Raw genomic sequence first — 20,994 nt, 5'->3', positions numbered from 1 at the left:
GGGGCGATGGTGCTGCCGCGCTACGGGGTCCGGCGCTCCGCGAGGTGCGCGAGCCGGCGCAGGGCCTCGACGTTCCGGGGGCCGATCACGGCGCTGCGCACCGGTCGGGGCACGAGCGTGCCCGGACCCTTCTCGGCGTCCTCCGTGATCCGCACGGTGCAGCCCTGCTCCGTCGGGCGCACCTCGATCCGCACGCGCGCCTCGCCCGCGGGCCAGCCGCGCGCCTGGAGGTCGATCCCCCGGTCCGGGTCCCAGGCGCGCACGACCGTCTCGTCGTCGAGCAGCGCGGGCCACAGCCCGACCGAGTGCAGGATCCGCGACCCGGGCGCGGGCCACGTGTCGTCGACGGCACGGATACGCGCCGTCCCGACGACCCACGTCGAGTACGACCAGCCGTCCGCGAGGACGCCGAGCACCGCGTCGGAGGGGCATCGCACGGCCCGAGTGACGGTCACCATGAGGCGACGCTAGTCGCGCGCCCCGCACTGGCAACCGCTCGCGCACCCCGGCGCGAGTGCGCGCGAGCGGGAGGCGCCCACCGTAGCGTGAGGACCTGCCCGCGTGGGCGCGGGCGCCGACCGCCAGGAGGGCACGATGGGCATCGCCAGCTTCCCGCAGGAGCTCGCGGACCGGGCCGCGACGATCCTCGGCCACGGCCTCGAGGTCAGCATCACGATGCGCCAGGCCGGCGTGAGCGTGCGCGCGGGCAGCAGCACCGACGCCGCGGCGCGCTGCGACCAGGCCGAGGCGCTCGACGACGCCGGCCCCTGCATCGACGCGATGGAGGACGGCGGCTCCCGGCTCGTGCCGTCCGTCGAGGAGTCCGTCGGCTGGGAGCGCTGGGCACGACAGTGCGCCGAGGAGGGCTTCGTCTCCTCGGTCGCCGTCCCCGCGATCGTCACCGCGGACGTCGCCGTCGCGCTCAACCTGTACTCGCGCGCACCCGATCCGTGGACGCCGGAGCTCCTGACCGCCGCCGACGCGTACGCCCAGCTCGTGGCGTCCGCGGTCGGGCTGCGGCTCGAGCTGGCGGTGCTCGAGGACTCGACCGCGGGCTTCTACCGGGACATGTCCGACGCCGTCGCCACGGAGCGCGCCGTCGGCGCGATCATGCAGACCAACCAGTGCTCCGCCGACGAGGCCCGCCGCATCGTCGACTCGGCGGCCCGGCACCGGAACGTGAGCCCGCGCGAGGTCGCCGAGTCCCTCCTGCGCGCGCTCGTCGTCGAGGACGCGCCGGACCCCGCCGACGACGACCCGGGACGCTCGTGAACGGCCCGGCCGACGCGGCGCGCGCGCACGACCGCCGGACCGTCCTGTCGGGCGTCCTGTTCGGCGCCGGGATCGCGGCGTCGATCATCGACCTGTTCGTGTTCCACCTGGGCCTGCAGTGGCACCACTTCTACGACCTGTCGACGACCCAGGTGGCGCTCGCCGCCGACGGCGTCTTCCACGCGGTGGGCTGGTTCGTCACCGTCTGGGGGCTGTTCCTGCTCGCCGACGTGCGCCGCCGCACGGAGGTGTCGTGGTCGCGCTGGGTCGGGGCCGTGGTCGTCGGCGTCGGGGGCTTCGAGCTCCTGGACGGCGTCCTCAACCACAAGATCCTCGGGATCCACCAGATCCGGTACGGCGTCGACCTCCTGGTGTACGACGTCGTGTGGATCGGGACGGCGGTCGTCGCGCTCGTCGTCGGGCTGGTCGTCCTGCGCCGCGCGCGGCCCGCTCGTGCGGACGCCGCCGGGAGCGCGTGATGCCCCCGCACCATCACGTCGCGACCGGCGGGCCCGCCCTGCTGACGGTCGTCGCGGTCGTCGCGCTCGCCCTGGGCGCCGCCGCCTACGCCGCCGGGCTGCGGGCGACGCGGTCGCGCAGCCGGTGGCCCGTGCGGCGCACGCTGTCCTGGTACGCGGGGCTCGCGTGCGCGGGCGTCGCGACCGTCGGGCCGCTCGCGGAGGCGTCGCGGTCGAGCTTCACGGCCCACATGGTCGGGCACGTCCTGCTGGGCATGCTGGCGCCGCTGCTCCTCGTCCTCGCCGCGCCCGTGTCGCTGCTCCTGCGCGCGCTGCCGCCCGCCCGGGCGCGTCGCGTCAGCGCGGTGCTGCGCTCCCCCGTGCCGCGCGTCGTCGGCCACCCCGTGGTCGCGGGCCTCCTCGACGCGGGCGGGCTCTGGCTCCTGTACACGACAGGGCTCTTCCACCTCGCCCACTCCTCCGCCGTCGTGGGCGTGGTCGTGCACGCGCACGTCCTGCTCGCGGGCTGGTTGTTCACCGCGTCGCTCGTCGGACCGGACCCGCACCCGTCCCGCGCGTCCTTCCGGGTGCGCGCGGGCGTGCTCGTCGCCTTCGTCGCCGCGCACTCCGTGCTCGCGAAGTGGCTCTACGCGCACCCGCCGGCGGGCGTCTCCCCCGCCGACGCGCGCACGGGCGCGCAGCTCATGTACTACGCGGGCGACGTCGTGGACGTCACGCTCATGGTGCTCCTCGTGGCCGGGTGGTACGCGGCGATGCGGCCCCGGGAGATCCCGGCCGCGTGCGTGCGCACGCGACCCGGGCTCGCGTGACGGCTCCGCTCCTCACGTGCCGTCGTCGCCCGCGTCGAACGCCTTCCGGTAGAGCCGGCCCGCCTCCTCGACGACCCGCGGGTCGAGCGACGCGGCCGGCACGACGTCCACGAGGAGCGGCTCGCTGTCCGGGCCGCGCCCGGCGACCTCGCCCGTGAGGAGCCACGGGAAGCGCTCCGGCGTCATGAGGTGCGCGTACTGGCAGAGCTGGCGCGCCACCCAGTGCTCCACCGGGCGGTCCCACCACGGTTCGGGCGTCAGCGGGTTGACGCTGAGACCGGGCAGCAGGCACCCGCTCTCGTGGTCGCGGCTCACGCTCTCGGCGTCCTGCTCCGGACCGCCGCTGAACCGCACGTAGAGGGGGCGCACCACCTCCACGAGCCCGGCGACCTCCGCGAGGCTCCGCAGGCGGGGCAGCGTGTCGAGCATGCTGGGCGCGTCGGGCATCGGGACCTCCTGGGCTGGCGTCGCTGCGTGCCGGCGGGGCCCCTTCTCGACTCTCCGTGACGGACGGGACCTGCCGGTCACGCCCGCCGTCCCCAGGCTACGAGCGGGTCGACGGCCAGGCATCCCCAGCCCTGCGAGCGCCGGGAGGTCGTGCGACGGTGACAGGACGCGCCGCCCGTCCGGGGCGCGAGACCCGCACGAGAGCCCGACCGAGGAGGCCGACATGAGCGAGAACGACGAGCGCGGCTACGACCCCGCCGAGGACCCGGACGCCGACCCGCGGTCGCTCAACCCCCGCGAGGGGCGCCAGGCGAGCGGGTCGGGGTCGGAGGACGCGGACCCGGACGCCGAGCCGGGGAACGTCAACCCGCGCACGGGTGGGGAGGCGTCGGGCGACGCCTGACGCGCGGCAGCACGAGGGCCCGGGTGCGGCGCACCCGGGCCCTCGTGCTGTCTGGGCAGTGTCTAGGCGGTGTCTAGGCGGGCGCGCTCGGGGCGAGCTCGCCCTCCCGGCGGGCCGTCTCGCCGCGCAGCCCGAACCGCAGGCCGAGGTGGTCCATCGTCGGCGGGAGCGGGTCCCGGGCGAGGTAGCGGCCGCGCGCGACGGCCAGGTCGAGGCGCGCGACGCGCGCGAGCGTGTGCGACGCCAGGAGCAGCACGACGTTGCGGCCGGGGCACGACACGGGACCGCCGCTGAACGGGACGAGGCCCCAGTCGGCGTCGGCCCGGCCGTCGAGCCACGCCTCGGGCGTGAACGCGTCGGCGAACGACAGGCGGTCCGCGTCCCGGTGGAAGAACGCGCTGAGCACGACGAACCCGGTGCCCGCCGGGAAGGTGCGCGCGCCCCAGCGCACGGGAGCCGTCGCGTCGCGCAGGATCGCGAGCGTCGTCGGCCACAGCCGGACGGACTCGAGCACGCACCCGCGGGCGTACGGGAGGACGGCCGGACCCTCCCCGGCGGTCGTCGGCTCCGCGAGCAGCCGGTCGCGCACGGTGGGCCGCGCCGCGGCGACCGCGAGCGCGCGGAACGTCGCGGCGCCCGCCGCGTCGAACGCGAAGAGCCAGTGCGGGATCTGCCGGCGCACGGCGTCCGCCCCGCCGGTGTCGCGGCCGCGCGCCGCGAGGGTCCCCGGCTCGGCGACCGCGACGTGCTCGGCGATCCGTCGTTCCAGGGCGGCGCGGAGCCAGGGCCGGCGCGGTCGGAACCACGACCAGTTCCCGTCGCGCCGCAGCGCGTCGAGGATCGCGACGAGGCGCTCGTCGTCGCGCGCCGCCCGGCCGAGGACGACCGTCCGCACGGTGCGCCACCACGACGCGGCGAACGTGTCCCAGTCCAGCCGGCCCGACGCCTCGACGATCGCGACGAGCGCGCGGGTCTCGTGCTCGACCGCGGCGACGAACGCGTCCCCGTCGCGGTGCACTGGCTCGGACATGTCGAGCACCGCCTCGTTGTACGGGCGGCGCACCAGCCGCTCCGGGAGCGGCGAGATCAGCACGCCGTCCGGCTGGAAGTGGGCGAGCGCGCCCCGCTTCTCCCAGGACGCCGGCGTGAAGGGATCGGGGGAGCCCGCGAGGACGCGCTCGACGTGCTCGGGCCGCGTGGCGAGCACGAGCCGCCGGCCCCCGAGGCGCACGACGAGCGGCGCGCCGTCGTACCGGGCGCGCAGCCGCTCGAGCACCCGGCGCGACGTGCGGTCGACCTGGCGTCGCTCCGCCCAGGCGGTCGCGCGGGGACGCCGCACGATCGCGCCCTGGGCGACGAGCGGACCGAGCACGTCCCGCAGGACGCGCCCGGTCTCGCTCGCCGTCAGGTCGACCGGGGTGTCGGTCACGCGGTCTCCCCTCAGTCCTTGTGCAGGGCGTCCTTGACGGCGCCCTTCGCCTTCTCGAGCGTCGAGGGCTTCCCGGTCGTGCCGTGGAAGCGCTCGTCCGGCGTCGTGGGCGGCGGCATCGGGACGCCCGCGGGCGGCTCGGCGACGTAGGTGAACTCGCCCTTGCCGTCGGGGGTCGGGCCGCTCGCCCAGCGCCCCTCGGACGCGTGCTCGCCGTCGGAGAAGTTGATGTACTGGTAGGACACGTCGCGGTCCTCCTTCGACAGCGGGAACGTGCTGGGCACCGGGAGCTCCTCGACGCCCTCGTCGCACAGCTCCTGCGCCGCCGCGAGCCACTGGTTCTGGTGCATCGTGTCGCGCGCGAGCAGGAACGCCAGGAGGTCCTTCACCCCGGCGTCGTCGGTCATGTGGTAGAGCCGCGCCACCTGCACGCGGCCCTGCATCTCGGCGTTGGCATTGGCCGTGAAGTCGGCGAGCAGGTTCCCGCTTGCGGTCACGTACCCGGCCGACCAGGGGTTGCCGTTCGAGTCGACGGGCCGTGCGCCGGCCCCCGCGACGATCGCGTGCTGCGGGTCCGTGCCGCCGATGATCGCCGCCACGGTCGGGTCGTTCTGGACCGCTCCCTCGACGGCGCCGACGGGCGCCTTCTCGAGGAGCTGCGCGATCATCGTCGCGAGCATCTCGACGTGCCCGAACTCCTCGGCACCGATGCCGTAGAGCAGGTCGCGGTACTTGCCGGGGATGTGGGCGTTCCAGGACTGGAAGCCGTACTGCATGGCCACGGTGATCTCGCCGTACTGCCCGCCCAGCACCTCCTGGAGCTTGCGGGCGTAGACGGCGTCCGGGCGGTCCGGCGTGGCCTGGTGCTGGAGCCCTTGACGGTGGAAGAACATGGTCTCTCCCTCGGGAGGTCGCCTCCCGGGCACGAGCGTGCACGGGAGGACCACGGCACGCGCCCCGTTCTCGACGCGTCGAGCGTCCTCCCACCCTGTGGCCGTCCGCCGCCGGTCGCATCTGGGGCGGCCGGACCACGACACGCCGGATTTCACCCCCGGCGGGGAAGGCCGCCGAGGGAGCCGAGCCCCTAGCGTGGTGCCCGTCGCGGGGCAGCCGGTGAAGAAGACCGCCGCACGCCTGCCCCGCGGCGAACCGCCCTCGTCCGGGCCCGCCGGGACGAGGGCGACGTGCGTCCGGGCCCACGCGCGCGAGCGCGCGCGAACGTGCCTACGGTCGACGCAGCTTCGAGAACGGGAGCTCGACGAGACCTGAGGAGCCACCATGCCCGACGCCCCCGGCACCGCCGCCCGCGACGACGACTCCCCCGTCCTCCTGCGCCTCGCCCGGCGGCTCGAGGACTCCCCCGCGCTCGACGGGCTCTCCGGCACCGTGCGCGGCGTCGCGCTCGCCCTCGTCCCCTCGCACGGACGGCTGCGCGAGGAGCTGCACGGCCGCTCGCTCGGCCACGCCCTGCACGCGACCCTCACCGACGTGCCCGTCGGTCTGTGGACGAGCGCCGCCGTGCTCGACCTCGTCGGGGGCGAGCGCAGCGCGCCCGCGGCGCAGCGCCTCGTCGGGCTCGGCGTGCTCGCGGTCGCGCCGACCGCGCTCACGGGCCTCGCCGACTACCTCGACGTCGACCGCCGCGCGCGCCGTGTCGGCGCGGTCCATGCCGCGCTCAACTCCGGCGTCGCGCTGCTCTACGGCGCGTCGTGGCTGCTGCGCCGCGGCGGCCGGCGCCGGTCGGGCGTCGCCGTGTCGCTCGCCGCCTACGGGCTCGCCGGGGCGAGCGCGTTCCTCGGCGGCCACCTGGCCCAGGCGCTGCGCGAGCCGCCCGCCGAGGTCGCGCTCGGCGACGACGACGTCCCGGACCTCCCGTGACGCCGCGTCCCCCGGCGGTCGTGCGGGACCGCGCGAACGCGCTCGTGACGGGCGCGACGAGCGGCATCGGCCGCGCGCTCGCGCACGAGCTCGCCCGGCGGGGGCACGACGTCCTGGTCGTCGCCGACCGCGACGTCGACGCGACCGTGGGCGATCTGGCCGCGCACGGCGGGACGCACGAGGGCCTCACGGTCGACCTCACGACGCCGCGCGGCGTCGAGGCCACCGCCCGGCGGGCGCGCGAGCTCGGCGTCTCGACCGTCGTCCTCAACGCGGGCGTCGGGGTGCACGGCGCGTACGCGCGCACCCCGCTCGAGGCGCAGCTGCGGCTCGTGGACCTCAACGTGCGCTCGGTCGCGCACCTGACGCACCTGCTGCTGCCCGACCTCCTCGCCGAGGGGCACGGGCGGCTGCTCGTCACGGCGTCCGTCGCCGGCGAGATGCCGGCGCCGCACTTCGCGACCTACGCGGCGTCGAAGGCGTTCCTGCGGTCGTTCGCGTGGTCGTTGCGCGGCGAGCTCGCCGGCACGGGCGTGACGGTCACCGCGCTCCTGCCCGGGCCCACCCGGACGCCGTTCTTCCGGGAGGCCGGGATGGAGCGCACGCACGTGGGGCGCCTGCCGAAGCCCAGCGCCGCCGCGGTGGCGCGGCAGGCCGTGGACGCGCTCGTCCACGGCCGGCCCGAGGTGGTCCACGGCGTCCAGGGCAAGGCCATGCTGGCGGTCGCCCGCGTCCTGCCCCAGCCGGCGCGGGCCGCGTTCCACGGCTGGTTCTACGCGCCCGTCCCGCCGTCGCTGGCGGTCCCGCGCGCCCCGTCGTCGGGCTCGCCGCTGCGGTAGCCGTTCACCTTGTGCGTCCCGTCGCACCACGGCGGGATGGCCGTGCCGCCGCAGCGGCACAGGGCGACGGTCGCGCGGTGCCGCTCGATCTCGCGGCCCTGCTGGTCGACGAGCCGCGCGGGTCCACGGACGAGGAGCGGCCCGTCCGGGCACGCCGTGACGGTGACCTCCTCCGCCCGCGACCCCGCCCGGGACTCCTCGCGCGACGCGCGCCCGGCGCCCGTCACGCGGCCACCGCCCGCGTCGACGCGCCGCGCAGCGCGGCCGTCGGGTGCGCGGCCCGGCGGATCCGCGTGCCGGCGTACGGCACGCCGCCGCGGACGCGCCAGGCGACCGCGACCCACACGCACACGGCCCGCTCGACCAGCCACGCGGGGGCCCAGAGCGCCGACGACGCGGGCCACGCCGCGGTGCCCCCGGCGCGCCGTCGCCCCGCCTCGGCGAGCGCGACGGCGCCCGCGAGCAGCCCCACCAGGGTCCCCAGCCACGCGGCGCGCGCCGGCCCGCGGCGCCGCACCACACCGGCGACGCACGCGCCGAGGAGCGGGGCGAGCGCGAGCTCCGCGGCGAGCCGCACGGGGTGCGCGAACGAGTCGTACGCCTGGCGCACGCGCTGCTCGACGAACTTCCGCGTCGGCGGCGGGCGCCGGGCCACGAGGAGGTCGGGACGGTGCACGACCGTCCCGCCGCGGGCGCGCACGGTGCGCTCCAGCTCGAGGTTCTCGAACAGCACGCGGGCGTCGTACCCGTCGGGGCCGAGCGCGTCGCGTCGCAGCACCACCGTGCCCGCCCAGTCGTGACCGAGCGCGCGGTTCACGAGCGAGCGCGCGGTGTCCCAGCGCGCGTGCCACGGCAGCGGGTCGAACACGTTCTGCGGCACGACGGCGTCGGCGTCGTCGAGCGCCGCGAGCGCCCGGTCGAGCGTCGCGGCGTCCCAGCGCACGTCGTCGTCCGCCACGACGACGCGCGGCGCGGTCGTCGCGGCCAGGGCGGCGAGGACGCCGACCACCTTCCCGTTGCAGCCCGGGGGCGGCGGGCCGACGGCGACGGTGCGCGCCGCGCCGCCCCACGCGGCGGCGTGGCGGTCGCGGACGGGACCGGGCGACCCGTCCGCCACGACGACCTCGACGTGGCGCGCGAGGTCGTGCAGGTACGCGGACAGCTCGGCCGTCGCCGGCTCGTCGGGCTGCTCGCGGCGCAGCGGCAGCACGTAGGTCACGTCAGCCACGCGGCGCGTCGCCCTCCTGCGCCGCGGCGGGGCCGGTGCCCTGCTGCGGCTCGACGGCGGGGGCGAGCGGCACGCGCAGCGCCGACGCGCCCTGCTGCCAGCGCTCGAGCGCGTGGGCAGCCACGTCGCCCTCCACGGCCAGGCACGCGGCCGCGCCGAGCAGGACGTCGTCGCGCAGCGCGGGCTCCTGCTCGACGAGGCGCCCCGCGAGGTCGCGCGCCGCGATCTGCTCGTGCACCGCGTCCGCCTCGACGTGCTCGTCGAAGTACCAGGTGGTGTCCGCGTCGTGCCCGAGGCGGCGGAAGCCGTTGCCGTACAGGCGGCTCGGCACCGACGACGTCATCTCGAACGCGGCGAGGTGGCCGACGATCGCGCCCCGCAGGCGCCGGTGCAGGCCGAAGAGCGACATCGTGTTCAGGGCCGCGAGCACGACCGCGGGCACGGCGTCGACGTAGCGTCCGTACGTGTCGTCGAGCCCGACGCCGCGCATCGCCTGCGCGAACAGCTCGGCGTGCATGCGGCCGGGCCGACCGCCGCCGTACTCGTCCGCCTGGATCTCCACGAGCGCCGCCTTTGGCACGCCCGCGAGCCGCGGGACCGCCCACGTGTGCGGGTCGGCCTCCTTGAGCTGGTAGAGGGACTTCAGCGCGAGGAGCTCGCGCGCCTGCCCCGCGTCGGCGCGCTTGGCGACGTACCGCGACAGGCTCGGGCCGTCGTCGGCCGCCGCGAGCTCGAACAGCCGTCGCGCGACGCCCGCCGCGTCGGTCGCGTCGCACGCCGGCCGGCCGGCGCGCCCGCGCACCGCGGCCTCGAACGGGGCCTCGAGACGAGCCCGCACCGCGAGCAGCGCCGGGTCCCACTCCCAGTCGTCGTCGACGCCCTCGACCCCGCGGTAGTGGAGCTCGTAGAGGAGGGTGAGGGTGAGCTGCACGTCCTCGTCGCGCAGGATCGTCCCGGCCGCGGCGTCGAGCGCCGGCCCGACGGCGTCCTCGACCGGCCGCAGGTCGGCCGCACCCGGGGGCTCGACGAGCGCGGCGAGGAGCGCGGCGCTCAACGGGCCCCGCGGACGGGGCCGCGGCAGGCGGCCCGACCCCGGTGCCGGCGAGGCTCCGGGCGCGGGCTCGTCCGCCGGGCCGGTGGTGGTCGCCGACCCGGCGGTGGGGACGTGGGCGGGGAGGGCGGTGGAGGTCATCACGTGTTCCTGACGCTCGCGCGGACGGCGCCCCTGCTCGACGCCACCGCCATGCTCCCCACGGACCGCCCGACTCGCGAGCCGAACCGGCTCCCGAGCGGGCGGCCGGCGGTGCATCAGCCCTGCTGGGAGCCCTGCGGGGACGTCGCGGACGTGCCGTCCTGGGTCAGGTCGGCGAGGAAGCGGTGGCACTGCTGGGCCCGCTCGGAGTCCTCCGCCATCACCTTCTCGAAGAACGCGGCGATCTCCTCCTTGCCCGCGTTCCGGGCGTCGCGCACGTACTGGCCGTAGTCGTGCCCGGCCTTGAGCGAGTGGTACTGCACCGAGATGAGGTCGAACGTGACGTCGTCGAACCCGGTCTCTCCTGTGGCCATGGTCGAAACCTCCTGCGCCCGGGGGCGCCGTCGTGCTGCCGGGCCGGGCCCGGCGGGGGCGGCCGGCTGCTGGACCGCCTCCCACGGTCGCAAGGCCCCGTCCGCTCGCAACCCGCGGGGCGACCCCCGTTCCAGTTGTGTGCGCGCGGCCCGCGCCTAGCGTGGGAGGTGGTCCAGGAGGTGGCCGTACCGGCGGAGCGAGAGCCCGGCACGGCTACCGCTCCGTCATCAGTCACGCCGCACGAGCGGCGACGACGACGGGAGTCCGACCATGAGCGAGACGAACGTGCCGTACGGCTCGGGGCCCGGTTCGCCGGGTGTCGGGACGGCGCAGGGCACCGGGGACGGCGGCGGCGCCGCGTCCGGGGTGAAGCAGCGCGCGAGCGAGGCCGCGTCCCACGCGGGCGACGCCGGACGCGAGGTCGCGCAGGACGCGAAGGAGAAGGCGCGCGACGTCGCGCACGAGGCCACGGACCGCGCCCGCGGCCTGGTCGACCAGACGAGGACGGAGCTCAGCGACCAGGCGCGCACGCAGCAGGAGCGCCTCGCGAGCGGGCTGCGGTCCCTCGGTGACGAGCTCCGCCAGATGGCGGACGGCACCGAGGACCCGGGCTACGCGACCGACCTCGTGCGGCGCGCCGGGGACGCCACCGGGCAGGTGGCGCAGTGGTTCGAGGACCGCGAGCCCGCGTCGGTGCTGCACGAGGTCGAGGACTTCGCGCGGCGCCGTCCGGGCACGTTCCTCCTCCTCGCCGCCGGCGCCGGCCTGCTGGTCGGGCGCCTTGTGCGCGGGATGAAGGACGCACCGGACACCGGCTCCGACCGCGCGCAGAGCGGCGGCACCGGGTCGACGCCGTCCGCGACGCGCGGCGCGCACGCCGCACCGCTCGGCACGACCACGGGCACGGGCACGACCACCGGCGCGACGACCGGGACCACCGGGACCGGCACGACCGGGACCACCGGCGTGCCGGGCACGACCGGCGGCACGGGCACGACCGGCGCGCCGGACATCGGCACGGCGGGCGCGTACCCGGGCCTCGCGAACGACCGCCTGGCGCACGACCCCGACGTCGCGACGTCGGCCGAGGGCGCTCCCCCGGCGCCGTCGTACCCGCCCACGACGCCCGGCTCGGGCGCCCGGCCGGGAGGTGGCCCCGATGTCGTACACCCCTGACCCGTTCGCTGCGGCGGGCACCGGTCGGCACACGACGGGCAGCGGCCCCGACCCGGGCCTCGCGGCCACGCCGCAGCCCGTGCCGACGTCGGCGGACCAGCAGGCCGAGCAGCAGAGCCTCGGCGAGCTCGTCGCCGAGGTGAGCCGCGACCTGTCGACCCTCGTGCGCCAGGAGGTCGAGCTCGCCAAGGCGGAGGCCAAGCAGTCCGCGCAGCGCGCCGGGAAGGGCGCCGGGATGCTCGCCGGCGCCGGGGTGGCGGGCCACATGGTCCTGCTGTTCCTCTCCGTGGCGCTGTGGTGGGCGCTCGGCGCCGTCATGGGCCGGGGCTGGTCGGCCGTCGTCGTCGCGGTGCTCTGGGCGATCGTCGCCGCGGTGCTCGCGGCGCGCGGACGCAAGGAGCTGCGCACGGTCGAGGGCATGCCCGAGACCACGGACACCCTCAAGAAGATCCCGAACGCCGTCCGAGGACACGAGGAGAAGAACTCATGAGCACCAGCGATCCGGAGGAGATCCGGGCGGACATCGAGCGCACGCGGACCGAGCTGAGCCGCGACGTCGACGCCCTCGGGGAGAAGGTCAAGCCCGGCAACGTGGCGCGCCGCCAGGTGGACCGCGTGCGGTCGGGCGTGACGAGCGTCAAGGACCGCGTCATGGGCAGCGCGCACGACACGGTCGACTCGGCCCGGGACACGTCGCACGGCGTCGCCGAGCGCGGGCGCGAGGCGGCCTCCTCGGTCGCCGACTCGGCGCGCAGCACGGCGTCCTCGGTCGCCGACACCGTGGGCTCCGCCCCGCGGGCGGTGCGCGCGCAGACGCAGGGCAACCCGCTCGCCGTCGGCCTCGTGGCCTTCGGCGTGGGCCTCGTCGTCGCCTCCCTCCTCCCGTCGAGCCGCGCCGAGCAGCGCGCCGCCGTCGGGGTCAAGGAGAAGGCGGCCCCGCTCGTCGAGGACGTGAAGTCCACGGCGCAGGAGGTCGTGCAGGACCTCAAGGAGCCCGCGAAGGAGGGCGCCGAGGCCGTCCGCGACGCCGCGAAGGACGCCGCGCAGTCCGTGGGGCAGCACGGCAAGGAGGCCGCGGCGGAAGTCCGCGACCAGGTGAAGGAGGGCTGACAGGCCCGCACGACGGCGGCCCGGGTGACGCGTGCGTCACCCGGGCCGCCGTGCGTCCGGAGCGGGTCGGTGCCCGGACGCGCGAGCGCCGGGTGAGGCGGCGTCGGACGTCCGCCTCACCCGGCGCTCCTGCGCGTCAGGCCGGTGTCAGCCGCACGACAGCGCGTCGTGCTCGGCCGTGACCGTGGCCGTCCTCCCCTCGGCGTCGGTGGCGGTGACCGTGGCGGAGCCGGCCTCGACCTCGCCGGAGCGGACCGCGAACGACTGGTAGGCGTTCGCGCCCGGGGCGACGTTCTCGACCGTCTTCGTGCCGTACGGCGTCTCGAGCGTCACGGTGAGCGGCACGTCGTCCTCGTTGAGGGCACGGACCGCGACGTAGGTCTTGCCCGCGAGGCAGCGCGCCTGCGCGGTCGCCGTGACGTCGGGCCCGGTCTCGCCGGCGGGGACGCCGGTGAGGTACTCGAAGCCGTGGGCCGCGAAGTCCTCGCCGTCGGGCGCCTGGTCCCACTCGAGGACGTAGTACGCGACGCCGGCCTCCTGCGCCGCCGTGAGGATCTCCTGGAGCGGCACCTCGCCCTCGCCCAGGTTGGTGAACGACGGGCGGCCGCCCGCGTTCAGGCCCGTGGCGTCCTTGACGTGGAGCAGCTCGATCCGGTCGCCGTACTGCTCGATGAGCGCCGGGACGTCGACGCCCGCGTGGGCGGCCCACGCGACGTCGAGCTGGAACGTCACGTACTCGGGGTTCGTCTCGCGGACCAGGATCTCCCAGGCCGAGAGCGTCTCCCCCTCGTGCTCGTACGTCGTGCGGAACTCGCCGTCGTGGTTGTGGCCGAAGAACTTCGTGAAGCCGGCGTCGACCGCCCGCTCCCCGAGCCGGTTCATGGCCTCGGCCGTCGCGAGCGTGTTCTCGTAGGTGCCGATCCCCGGTGCGGGCCAGCCGCCCGAGCCGACGTACTCCTGGCCGAGCGTCCCCACGTAGTCCAGGGTCGCGTCGAACGTGGCCTCGTCGACGTTGTAGTGCGACGACTTCACGCTCAGGCCGTAGGAGTCGGCCAGCGCACGGAACTCCTCGGCGGTGTAGCCGGAGAAGTTGCCGCCGAAGGGCTCGATGTTCTTGAAGCCGATCTCCGACAGGCGCTCGAGGACGGCCGGGAGGCCCGCCTCGTTGACCCACGGGATGAGCGAGAACATCTGGATGGACACCTGCTCGGCCGGCACGACGACCGGCTCGGTGCTGCCCTCGCCCACGGCGAACGTCACCGCGTCGACGTCCACGCCGCCGGTGGTCGTCACGACGACCGAGCCGGTGCCCTCGGGCACGCTGCTCAGCGTCTGCGTGACGTCCTGCCAGCCCTCGCCCGTGAAGGCGAAGTCGGCCAGCGGCTCGGAGGACTCGGCCCCCGCACCCTGCCAGCTCAGCGTGACGGTGCCCTCGCCGCTGCCGCGGACGGTCACCTCGTCGACGGCCTCGCCCGTCGGGGCGTGGACGAGCGCGAGCGGCCGGTAGGTGAACGAGTCGCCCTCGTCGAACGAGGTGACGTAGCGGCCGGCGTTCGCCGCCGCGTCCTCGACGACCTCGACGCCCTCGGCCGCGTCGTACCACTCGGCCTGCTGCGCCTGCGGCTTGAGGATGTGCGTGGCCTCGCCGGTGATGGCGGGGACGTCACCCTGGGCCTTGTCCGTGTAGGTCACGACGAGCGTGCCGAAGATCTTCTCGCCCTCGCCGTGCTCGACGGCGTCGGGGCTCGTCTGGATCGTGAAGCCGCAGCCGTCCTCGGTGACCGCGGCGCGCCCGCTCACCTCGGGGTGGGCGTGCTCGTTGTGGCCGAGGCCGAACGTGTACTGGATGTTGGTGCACACCGGCTCGTCGCCGTCCTCGGCGTCGTGCACGGCGACGGTGTACGGGACGGCGTCGCCCCAGTCGAAGACCGCGCCGTCCGGCTGGCTCAGCGTGATCTCCGGGGCGGTGTTGCCGACGGTGACCTGCTGGATCGCGAGGCCGAAGTTGCCCTCCGGGTCCGTGACGCGCAGCTGCACGGCGAACCGGCCGCGCTCGGTGAACGTGTGCGTCACCGTCTCGCCCTGGGCGTCGTACTCGCCGTCGGCGTCGAAGTCCCAGTCGAAGGTCAGGCCCTCGTTCGGGGTCTCCGCGTCCGTGGTCGCCGAGGCGTCGAACGTCACCTCGAGCGGTGCGTCGCTGCCCGACACCGGGGTGGCGGAGATCGCCGCGCGCGGGGTCTTGTTCTCCGACCCGTAGGTGATGCGGTACAGCCCGGCGTCCGGGTTCTGGCGGAAGAAGCCGTCACCGTACTCCAGGACGTACATGGACCCGTCCGGACCGAACTCCATGTCCATGACGTTGTCCCAGATCGGCTGGTTCACCGTCTCCAGGTGCGCGTTGGGCAGGAAGTCCTCGACGGCGGTGACCTCACCGGCCGACGAGAGCTCGTCGAGCGTGAACGCGACGACGTAGTCCTGGGAGAACTCCGCCATGAACGGCTTGCCGTCCCAGTACGCGGGGAACTTGCCCGGCGCGTCGGGGTAGTCGGCGGAGCGGAAGATCGGGCCGCCCATGGGCGCCTGGCCGCCGCCGCCCAGCTCGACCAGCGGGTCGAGCAGCTCCGGCTGGTCGCCGGGGCGGTCGCCGTAGTAGACCTGCGGCGCCGTGGCCGGAGGGACGACGTCCAGACCGGTGTTCCACGTGGAGTTGTTCTTCGCGCCGGCCTCGCAGTCGAACCACTCGCCGGGCGTGCCCGTCGCGAAGTCCCACTCGTTGTAGTTCGCGTTGGGGCCGTGGCAGTAGGGCCAGCCACCGTTCATCGGCTCGGTCGTGAGCTGCCACTCGACGTAGCCCATGGGGCCGCGGTCGGGGTTGGCGTTCGCCGCGTCGGGGCCGTAGTCGCCCCAGACGAGCGCGCCGGACTCGAGGTCGTAGTCGATCCGGAAGGGGTTGCGCACCCCCATCACGTAGATCTCCTCGCGCACCAGGTCCTCGGAGCCCTCGTACTGCGGGTCGTCGAAGAGGTTGCCCTCGGGGATCGTGTACGTGGTGCCGGGCCCGACCTCGGTGCCGGGGGCGATGTCCTCGATCGGGTTGATCCGCAGGATCGCGCCGCGCAGGTCGTTCGTGTTGCCCGCGCTGCGGCGGTCGTCGAACCCGGGGTTCATGCCGGGCGCGTTGTTGTTCGGGGCGTACCCGTCGGCGCCGGGGGCACCGGCCGGGGTGTTGTCACCCGTGGACAGGAAGAGGTTGCCCTCCGCGTCCCATGCCATGTCGGCGCCGACGTGGCAGCACTGGCCGCGCTGCGCGTCGACCTTGAGGATCGCGCGCTCGCTGTCCAGGTCGAGCGTGCTGCTCTCCGCGTCCCACGTGAACCGCGAGAGCTGGTTGTAGCCCAGCCACCGGTCCCAGTAGCTCTCGTCCTCACCCGCGGGGAGCGAGTTCGGCGCGCTGCCCTGCGGCGTCGTCTCGGGGTACTCGACCCCGGTGGGCGAGGTGCCCTCCATGACGCGGGGCGCGTACACGAGGTAGACGAACCCGTTCTCCTCGAAGTCCGGGTCCAGGGAGATGCCTTGCAGCCCGTCCTCGGAGTTCGCGTAGACGTCGAGCTTCGCGATCTGCGTCGTCCGCCCGGTCGCGGTGTCGGTGAGACGGACGACGCCGTCGCGCGCGGTGTGCAGGACCCGCGAGTCCGGCAGCACGGCGAGGTCGATCGGCTCACCGGTGTCCTTGCTCAGCAGGACCTTCTCGTAGTTGTTCCAGTCGAGTGCCGCGTCGTCCTGCGCGGCCTCGGCGGCGGTCTCGCTCTCGTCTCCGCCGTGGCCGGGGTGCGCGCTCGCCCCGCTCATCGCGAGCGGGACGAGCAACGCGGCGGACAGCGCCGCCGCGGCACCTCGGGCGAGCCTGCGTCGGCTCGTGGATGGTCTGTGCACAACGTCCTCCTTGACGTGGATCGAGGAGCCCGTGGTCCCCGACCAGCAGCGCGGCACCTGTGCTCGGTGCCGCTGCTCGACGATCGCCGCTGATCGGTCGACCCGGATGGGTGGACGGCCCCAGGGACCGGGGCCTGCGCGGCGCCGTCCTGGCCCCGCGCTGCGTTCGACCCTAAGCGCGACTTTCGCTGATGCCAAGTCAGAAGTTGAAATATCCAGACGAAAAGTTGGGCCGGACCCCTCACGAAAACCGACCACAAGGTCGCTGTTCGTGGTGGGTCGCCGGGCGGGCCCCCACGGTGGGCACCCGCCCGTCAGTCGACCCGGAGGTCGACCGTCGCGCCCCGCGCCACGGGCCGGATCTCGACCCCGGGCAGCTCTGGCGACCGCGCGAGGAAGTCGCGCAGCGGGCTGCGGAACACGCCGTAGTCGTCGTGGTGGATCGGGACGACGAGCGGCACGCCGACGCGCCGCACGAGGTCCGCCCCCTGCACGTCGTCCATGGTCACGGTCCGGCCGAGGATGCGCGTCCCGCCCAGGTGCGCGACCACCGAGTCCAGGTGCGGGAACGCGTCCGCGACGACGTCCACGTGGTCGCCCGTGAGCGTGTCGCCCGTGACGTAGACCTGGGTCTGGCGGTCGCCGTCCACGCGGTGGGTGTAGACGGTGCCCATGACCTCCGGCAGCAACGAGCGCATGACGCCGCGCGCGTGGATCGCCGGGACCGACTCCACGTCGAGCGTCTCCTTGCCCGAGCGGAACGTCTCGATCGTGCCGGTCGGCATGCCGACCGTCGCGAAGTGGTACCGCGCCAGGCGCCGCGCCGCGGACGGCGTGGTGAGGAGCGGCACCTGCCGCGTCAGGCCGCGCCGCGCGACCCGGTCGAAGTGGTCCCCGTGCAGGTGGGACAGGACGATCGCGTCGAGCGGCGGGAGGCCCGTCGGCCCGAGCGCGGGCTGGGTGCGGCGCCGCGACGCGAGGCCCTTGCCGAGGTAGGCCCACTGGCCGCGGTGCAGGAAGTTCGGGTCGGTGAGCACGGTGAAGCGCCCGAACCGCAGGAGCGCCGTCGCCGTCCCGCCGAACGTGAGCGTCGCGCTCGCACGGCGGCTCACGGCTCCCCCAGCGCTTCGAGGTGGACGGCCTTGCGCACGGTCATCTCGTCGAGCAGGTCCGGCCCGTACCCGGCCCCGCCGCCGCTGCCGCGCCGCGGGTCGGCCGACCCGCCCGGCGCGCCCCCGAACACCGCGTTCACCTTGACCGTGCCGACGTCGAGCACGTCCGCCGCGCGCAGCGCGTGGGCGAGCGACGGCGTGAGCACGGTCGCCGCGAGCCCGTACGCCGACGCGGACGCGCGGCGCAGGCACTCGTCGAAGTCGGCGACGCGCACGACCGGCGCCACGGGGCCGAACGTCTCCGTCGTGAGCAGGTCCACGTCGTCCGGGCACCGGTCGAGAACGGTGGGCGCGTAGTACGACCCGGCCCGGTCGAGCCGCCGGCCGCCCGTCACGACCTCGGCCCCCGCCGCGAGCGCCCCCTGCACGTGCTCCTCGACGACGGCGAGCTGCGCGTCGTCGACGAGCGGTCCCATGGTCGTCGCGCCGTCGGCCGGGTCGCCCACCACCACCTCGTCGGCGAGGCGCGCGAGCTCGGCGACGACCGCGTCCGCGACCTCCTCGACGACGTACGCCCGCTCGACGGCGGTACACAGCTGGCCGCCGTTGGTGAACGCGCCGGTCGCGATCTGCCGCGCGGCGAGCACCGGGTCGACGCCCGCGTCCACGACGAGCGGGTCCTTGCCGCCGTTCTCGAGCAGCACCTTCGCCCCGCGCGCGCCCGCGGCGGCGGCGATGCGCCGGCCCGCGGCCGTGGAGCCGACGTGCGCGACCAGGGCGACGTCGTCGTGCGCGACGACGGCCGCGCCCGTCCCGCCGTCGCCGCTGACGACGCGCAGGACGTCCGGCGGGAGCGAGCCCGCCACGATCTCGGCGAGGCGCACCCCGGGGGCGTCGCTGCGCTCGGACGGCTTGTGCACCACGGTGTTGCCGGTGACGAGCGCCGCGGCGAGCAGCCCGGCGGCCGCGGGGTAGGGGTCGTTCCACGGCGTGATCACCGCGACGACGCCGCGTGGCTCGCGGCGCACGACGTCCAGCGCGGCGGGGTCGCCCGCGAGCACCCTGCCCGCTCGGCCGAGGCCTGCCACGGCGGCCTCGTCGAGCAGGTCGGCGGCGACCTCGGCCGACGCGCGCGCCTCGGCCCGCAGCCGTCCGGTCGTCGTGCACAGGAGGTCGCCGAGCTCGTCGACGGCGGCGCGCACCGCGCGGGCGGCGGCGCGCAGGGCACCGGCCCGCTCCCCCGGCGGGGTCGCGCGCCACGCGGGCCAGGCGGCCGCGGCGGCGCGCACGGCGGCGTCGACCTCGTCGGCGCCCGCGCAGCGGACCGGTGTGGCGGGCCTACCCGTGGCCGGGTCGGTCCGGTCGAGGTGGCGCTCGCCCGCGGCCGGCGCGGCCGGCTCGGGCTGGGTGGTGGGTGCGGTGGTCGTGGTCATGCAGGCCTCCCGGGAATCACACGAAGAGAACTACCCATGGGTGCGACGTCGGCGTGCGAGAACCGCTTCTCCGGGTCAGGGTGAAGTCGGGTTGCAGCAGAGCCGACCCGCACGCGTCAGGTGGAGTGCCCCCGGTTTCTCGAGGCGCACCACGAGCCTGACCCGAACGAGGAAGGCTCGCAGCCTATGCGCGTCCTCGGAGTCAACGCCCTGTTCCACGACCCGTCCGCCGCCCTCGTCGTCGACGGCCGGGTGGTCGCCGCCGCGGAGGAGGAGCGCTTCTCGCGGCGCAAGCACGGCAAGCGACCGCTGCCGTTCGCGGCGTGGGAGCTGCCCGAGAAGGCGATGGCCTGGTGCCTCGAGGAGGGCGGGCTGCGCCCCCAGGACCTGGACGCCGTCGCGTACTCGTTCGACCCGGCGCTGGCCAAGCCCGCCGAGGAGATGGGCCTGCCGGACCCGTGGGACTGGCTCCGCGTGCAGTACGCCGAGCGCGCGCCGCAGTTCCTCGCCACCGCCCTGCCGGGCCTGTCCCCCTCGACGGTGCGGTTCGTGCCGCACGAGGTCGCGCACGCGGCGTCGGCCGCGCTGGCGTCGCCGTTCCCGGTCGCGAGCGTCCTGTCGCTCGACGGCCGCGGGGAGCGCTCGTCGCACCTCGCGGGCCGGTACGACCACGGCCGCCTCGAGGTGCTCGCGAGCCAGGAGCTGCCGCACTCGCTGGGGCTGGTCTACGAGTCGCTCACCGAGCACCTGGGCTTCCTGCGGTCGAGCGACGAGTACAAGGTCATGGCGCTCGCGTCGTACGGCGAGCCGCGCTTCCTCGACGACCTGCGCGAGGTGCTCTACGCGACCGGCGACGGCGGCTTCGTCGCCGAGGTTCCCGACTGGGAGCGCTGGGCGCCGCGCCGCACGGACGACGGCACGTGGGGCACCGCGCACGGCGGCCGGGCCGAGCACGCCGACCTCGCGGCGTCGGTGCAGGCGCGGCTCGAGGAGGTGCTCGTCGACCTCGCGACGTGGCTCCACGGGCAGACGGGCGACCGCGTGCTGACCATGGCGGGCGGCACGGCGCTGAACTGCGTCGCGAACTCGCGGGTCTGGCGCGAGTCGCCGTTCGAGGAGGTCTGGGTCCAGCCCGCGGCGGGCGACTCCGGCACGGCGCTGGGCGCCGCCCTCCAGCTCGCCGCGGAGGCGGGCGACACCGTCGAGCCGATGGGCTCGGCGGCGCTCGGCCGGGCGTGGGGCGACGAGGCGCTCGCCCGGTGGCTGCGCACCGCGCAGGTGCCGTTCACGACGCCCGACGACCTGCCCGCCGAGGTCGGACGCATCCTCGCCGACAACGGCGTCGTGGCGTGGTTCGACGGCCGCGCCGAGCTCGGACCGCGCGCGCTGGGGCACCGCTCCCTGCTCGCGCACCCGGGACCGGTGGAGAACCTGGAGCGGCTCAACGACGTCAAGGGCCGCGAGCAGTTCCGGCCCGTCGCGCCCATGGTCCTGCTCGAGGACGCCGCGGAGATCTTCTCCGGCGGCCCCGTCCCGAGCCCGTACATGCTCTTCGTGCACGAGGTGGCGCCCGCGTGGCGCGACCGGATCGCTGCCGTCGTGCACGTGGACGGCACCGCGCGCATCCAGACCGTCGACGACTCGACCCCGCGCCTGCAGGCGACGATCCGGGCGTTCAAGGAGCTGACCGGGCTGCCGGTCGTCGTCAACACGAGCCTCAACACCGCGGGGCGCCCCATGGTCGACGACCCGCGCGACGCGCTCGAGCTCTTCGGGTCCGCCCCCGTGGACGCGCTCGTGCTCGGCCCGCACCTCGTGCGCCGGCCCGACGTGTTCGCCGCTCCGTCCGGGGCGACGGCGTGAGCGCGCCCGCGGGCCG

General features: G+C 75.6%; 21 protein-coding genes. 10 read left to right on the top strand and 11 right to left on the bottom strand.

Annotated elements, in window-relative coordinates:
* Window positions 1-20: 20 nt before the first annotated feature.
* A complete protein-coding gene (locus tag E1O70_RS03660) occupies window positions 21-458 on the bottom strand; it encodes an SRPBCC family protein (protein ID WP_061267418.1) in 438 nt (145 codons plus the stop codon).
* A gap of 136 nt (window positions 459-594) precedes the next feature.
* Here E1O70_RS03660 and E1O70_RS03655 point away from each other — a divergent pair, with 136 nt between their 5' ends.
* The 3 genes from E1O70_RS03655 to E1O70_RS03645 are packed head-to-tail and all read left to right on the top strand — an operon-like array spanning window position 595 to window position 2,560.
* Window positions 595-1,272, top strand: a complete 678-nt coding sequence (locus E1O70_RS03655; RefSeq protein WP_128957499.1) for a GAF and ANTAR domain-containing protein — start codon at window positions 595-597, stop codon at window positions 1,270-1,272.
* Entirely contained in the window at window positions 1,269-1,751 is a 483-nt protein-coding gene (locus E1O70_RS03650) for a DUF2243 domain-containing protein (protein WP_061267416.1), read from the top strand. The genes E1O70_RS03655 and E1O70_RS03650 overlap by 4 nt, the downstream gene beginning before the upstream one ends.
* On the top strand, window positions 1,751-2,560 hold the full coding sequence (locus E1O70_RS03645) for a cytochrome c oxidase assembly protein (RefSeq protein ID WP_082774376.1): 810 nt from the start codon (window positions 1,751-1,753) through the stop codon (window positions 2,558-2,560). Before E1O70_RS03650 ends, E1O70_RS03645 begins: the two co-directional genes overlap by 1 nt.
* A 12-nt stretch (window positions 2,561-2,572) precedes the next feature.
* On the opposite strand, the gene E1O70_RS03640 is transcribed toward E1O70_RS03645, so the two are convergent.
* On the bottom strand, window positions 2,573-3,007 hold the full coding sequence (locus E1O70_RS03640) for a DUF6098 family protein (RefSeq protein WP_061267415.1): 435 nt from the start codon (window positions 3,005-3,007) through the stop codon (window positions 2,573-2,575).
* A gap of 223 nt (window positions 3,008-3,230) precedes the next feature.
* Here E1O70_RS03640 and E1O70_RS03635 point away from each other — a divergent pair, with 223 nt between their 5' ends.
* The gene (locus tag E1O70_RS03635) at window positions 3,231-3,410 is read left to right on the top strand and encodes a hypothetical protein (RefSeq protein WP_061267414.1); all 180 of its coding nucleotides are present in this window, start codon (window positions 3,231-3,233) and stop codon (window positions 3,408-3,410) included.
* 73 nt (window positions 3,411-3,483) lie between these two features.
* Here E1O70_RS03635 and E1O70_RS03630 read toward each other — a convergent pair whose 3' ends face one another.
* Both E1O70_RS03630 and E1O70_RS03625 read right to left on the bottom strand, forming a co-directional pair.
* Entirely contained in the window at window positions 3,484-4,839 is a 1,356-nt protein-coding gene (locus E1O70_RS03630) for a cytochrome P450 (protein WP_061267413.1), read from the bottom strand.
* Window positions 4,840-4,850: 11 nt separating this feature from the next.
* Window positions 4,851-5,732 (bottom strand): manganese catalase, encoded by an 882-nt coding sequence (locus E1O70_RS03625; RefSeq protein WP_061267441.1) that lies wholly within the window; start codon window positions 5,730-5,732, stop codon window positions 4,851-4,853.
* A gap of 385 nt (window positions 5,733-6,117) precedes the next feature.
* Between E1O70_RS03625 and E1O70_RS03620 the strand changes: the two genes are divergently transcribed.
* Both E1O70_RS03620 and E1O70_RS03615 read left to right on the top strand, forming a co-directional pair.
* Window positions 6,118-6,717 (top strand): DUF2231 domain-containing protein, encoded by a 600-nt coding sequence (locus E1O70_RS03620; RefSeq protein WP_061267412.1) that lies wholly within the window; start codon window positions 6,118-6,120, stop codon window positions 6,715-6,717.
* Window positions 6,714-7,556, top strand: a complete 843-nt coding sequence (locus tag E1O70_RS03615) for an SDR family NAD(P)-dependent oxidoreductase (protein ID WP_061267411.1) — start codon at window positions 6,714-6,716, stop codon at window positions 7,554-7,556. The genes E1O70_RS03620 and E1O70_RS03615 overlap by 4 nt, the downstream gene beginning before the upstream one ends.
* Here E1O70_RS03615 and E1O70_RS03610 read toward each other — a convergent pair.
* The 4 genes from E1O70_RS03610 to E1O70_RS03595 all read right to left on the bottom strand — a co-directional run bounded on the left by E1O70_RS03610 (window position 7,490) and on the right by E1O70_RS03595 (window position 10,350).
* Complete coding sequence (locus tag E1O70_RS03610) at window positions 7,490-7,783, bottom strand: CDGSH iron-sulfur domain-containing protein (RefSeq protein WP_061267410.1); 294 nt, start codon at window positions 7,781-7,783, stop codon at window positions 7,490-7,492. The two genes, E1O70_RS03615 and E1O70_RS03610, sit on opposite strands and share 67 nt — an antisense overlap.
* Window positions 7,780-8,784 (bottom strand): glycosyltransferase, encoded by a 1,005-nt coding sequence (locus E1O70_RS03605; RefSeq protein WP_061267409.1) that lies wholly within the window; start codon window positions 8,782-8,784, stop codon window positions 7,780-7,782. The genes E1O70_RS03610 and E1O70_RS03605 overlap by 4 nt, the downstream gene beginning before the upstream one ends.
* Window positions 8,777-9,976 carry an iron-containing redox enzyme family protein gene (locus tag E1O70_RS03600; RefSeq protein ID WP_082774372.1) on the bottom strand — a complete coding sequence of 400 codons (1,200 nt, stop codon included), beginning with the start codon at window positions 9,974-9,976 and terminating at the stop codon, window positions 8,777-8,779. The genes E1O70_RS03605 and E1O70_RS03600 overlap by 8 nt, the downstream gene beginning before the upstream one ends.
* Before the next feature lie 116 nt (window positions 9,977-10,092).
* Entirely contained in the window at window positions 10,093-10,350 is a 258-nt protein-coding gene (locus E1O70_RS03595; RefSeq protein WP_034654615.1) for a hypothetical protein, read from the bottom strand.
* 271 nt (window positions 10,351-10,621) lie between these two features.
* Between E1O70_RS03595 and E1O70_RS03590 the strand changes: the two genes are divergently transcribed.
* From E1O70_RS03590 to E1O70_RS03580, 3 genes are read left to right on the top strand one after another with little or no spacing between them, the layout of a single operon-like run.
* On the top strand, window positions 10,622-11,527 hold the full coding sequence (locus E1O70_RS03590) for a hypothetical protein (RefSeq protein ID WP_061267408.1): 906 nt from the start codon (window positions 10,622-10,624) through the stop codon (window positions 11,525-11,527).
* On the top strand, window positions 11,511-12,017 hold the full coding sequence (locus E1O70_RS03585) for a phage holin family protein (protein ID WP_082774375.1): 507 nt from the start codon (window positions 11,511-11,513) through the stop codon (window positions 12,015-12,017). Before E1O70_RS03590 ends, E1O70_RS03585 begins: the two co-directional genes overlap by 17 nt.
* Window positions 12,014-12,637 carry a DUF3618 domain-containing protein gene (locus E1O70_RS03580; RefSeq protein WP_061267407.1) on the top strand — a complete coding sequence of 208 codons (624 nt, stop codon included), beginning with the start codon at window positions 12,014-12,016 and terminating at the stop codon, window positions 12,635-12,637. The genes E1O70_RS03585 and E1O70_RS03580 overlap by 4 nt, the downstream gene beginning before the upstream one ends.
* A 147-nt stretch (window positions 12,638-12,784) precedes the next feature.
* Here E1O70_RS03580 and E1O70_RS03575 read toward each other — a convergent pair whose 3' ends face one another.
* The 3 genes from E1O70_RS03575 to E1O70_RS03565 form a co-directional block, all read right to left on the bottom strand.
* Window positions 12,785-16,570: a PQQ-dependent sugar dehydrogenase gene (locus E1O70_RS03575; RefSeq protein ID WP_128957497.1), complete on the bottom strand. Its 3,786-nt coding sequence runs from the start codon at window positions 16,568-16,570 to the stop codon at window positions 12,785-12,787.
* Window positions 16,571-16,884: 314 nt separating this feature from the next.
* Window positions 16,885-17,682 carry an MBL fold metallo-hydrolase gene (locus tag E1O70_RS03570; protein ID WP_034654591.1) on the bottom strand — a complete coding sequence of 266 codons (798 nt, stop codon included), beginning with the start codon at window positions 17,680-17,682 and terminating at the stop codon, window positions 16,885-16,887.
* Entirely contained in the window at window positions 17,679-19,115 is a 1,437-nt protein-coding gene (locus E1O70_RS03565; RefSeq protein ID WP_061267405.1) for an aldehyde dehydrogenase family protein, read from the bottom strand. Before E1O70_RS03565 ends, E1O70_RS03570 begins: the two co-directional genes overlap by 4 nt.
* 186 nt (window positions 19,116-19,301) lie before the next feature.
* Between E1O70_RS03565 and E1O70_RS03560 the strand changes: the two genes are divergently transcribed.
* Complete coding sequence (locus E1O70_RS03560) at window positions 19,302-20,978, top strand: carbamoyltransferase family protein (protein WP_043660497.1); 1,677 nt, start codon at window positions 19,302-19,304, stop codon at window positions 20,976-20,978.
* Window positions 20,979-20,994 lie beyond the last annotated feature (16 nt).

This window comes from Cellulosimicrobium funkei, assembly GCF_004519295.1.
Classification (GTDB): Bacteria; Actinomycetota; Actinomycetes; order Actinomycetales; family Cellulomonadaceae; genus Cellulosimicrobium; species Cellulosimicrobium funkei.
This window is presented reverse-complemented; position numbering and strand designations above follow the sequence as displayed.

Coding starts and splice junctions, on each gene's coding strand:
- E1O70_RS03625 (WP_061267441.1), bottom strand. CDS start 5,732: ATGTTCTTCCACCGTCAAGGGCTCCAGCACCAGGCCACGCCGGACCGC.
- E1O70_RS03640 (WP_061267415.1), bottom strand. CDS start 3,007: ATGCCCGACGCGCCCAGCATGCTCGACACGCTGCCCCGCCTGCGGAGC.
- E1O70_RS03620 (WP_061267412.1), top strand. CDS start 6,118: ATGCCCGACGCCCCCGGCACCGCCGCCCGCGACGACGACTCCCCCGTC.
- E1O70_RS03560 (WP_043660497.1), top strand. CDS start 19,302: ATGCGCGTCCTCGGAGTCAACGCCCTGTTCCACGACCCGTCCGCCGCC.
- E1O70_RS03660 (WP_061267418.1), bottom strand. CDS start 458: ATGGTGACCGTCACTCGGGCCGTGCGATGCCCCTCCGACGCGGTGCTC.
- E1O70_RS03580 (WP_061267407.1), top strand. CDS start 12,014: ATGAGCACCAGCGATCCGGAGGAGATCCGGGCGGACATCGAGCGCACG.
- E1O70_RS03595 (WP_034654615.1), bottom strand. CDS start 10,350: ATGGCCACAGGAGAGACCGGGTTCGACGACGTCACGTTCGACCTCATC.
- E1O70_RS03565 (WP_061267405.1), bottom strand. CDS start 19,115: ATGACCACGACCACCGCACCCACCACCCAGCCCGAGCCGGCCGCGCCG.
- E1O70_RS03655 (WP_128957499.1), top strand. CDS start 595: ATGGGCATCGCCAGCTTCCCGCAGGAGCTCGCGGACCGGGCCGCGACG.
- E1O70_RS03590 (WP_061267408.1), top strand. CDS start 10,622: ATGAGCGAGACGAACGTGCCGTACGGCTCGGGGCCCGGTTCGCCGGGT.
- E1O70_RS03635 (WP_061267414.1), top strand. CDS start 3,231: ATGAGCGAGAACGACGAGCGCGGCTACGACCCCGCCGAGGACCCGGAC.
- E1O70_RS03585 (WP_082774375.1), top strand. CDS start 11,511: ATGTCGTACACCCCTGACCCGTTCGCTGCGGCGGGCACCGGTCGGCAC.
- E1O70_RS03600 (WP_082774372.1), bottom strand. CDS start 9,976: ATGACCTCCACCGCCCTCCCCGCCCACGTCCCCACCGCCGGGTCGGCG.
- E1O70_RS03645 (WP_082774376.1), top strand. CDS start 1,751: ATGCCCCCGCACCATCACGTCGCGACCGGCGGGCCCGCCCTGCTGACG.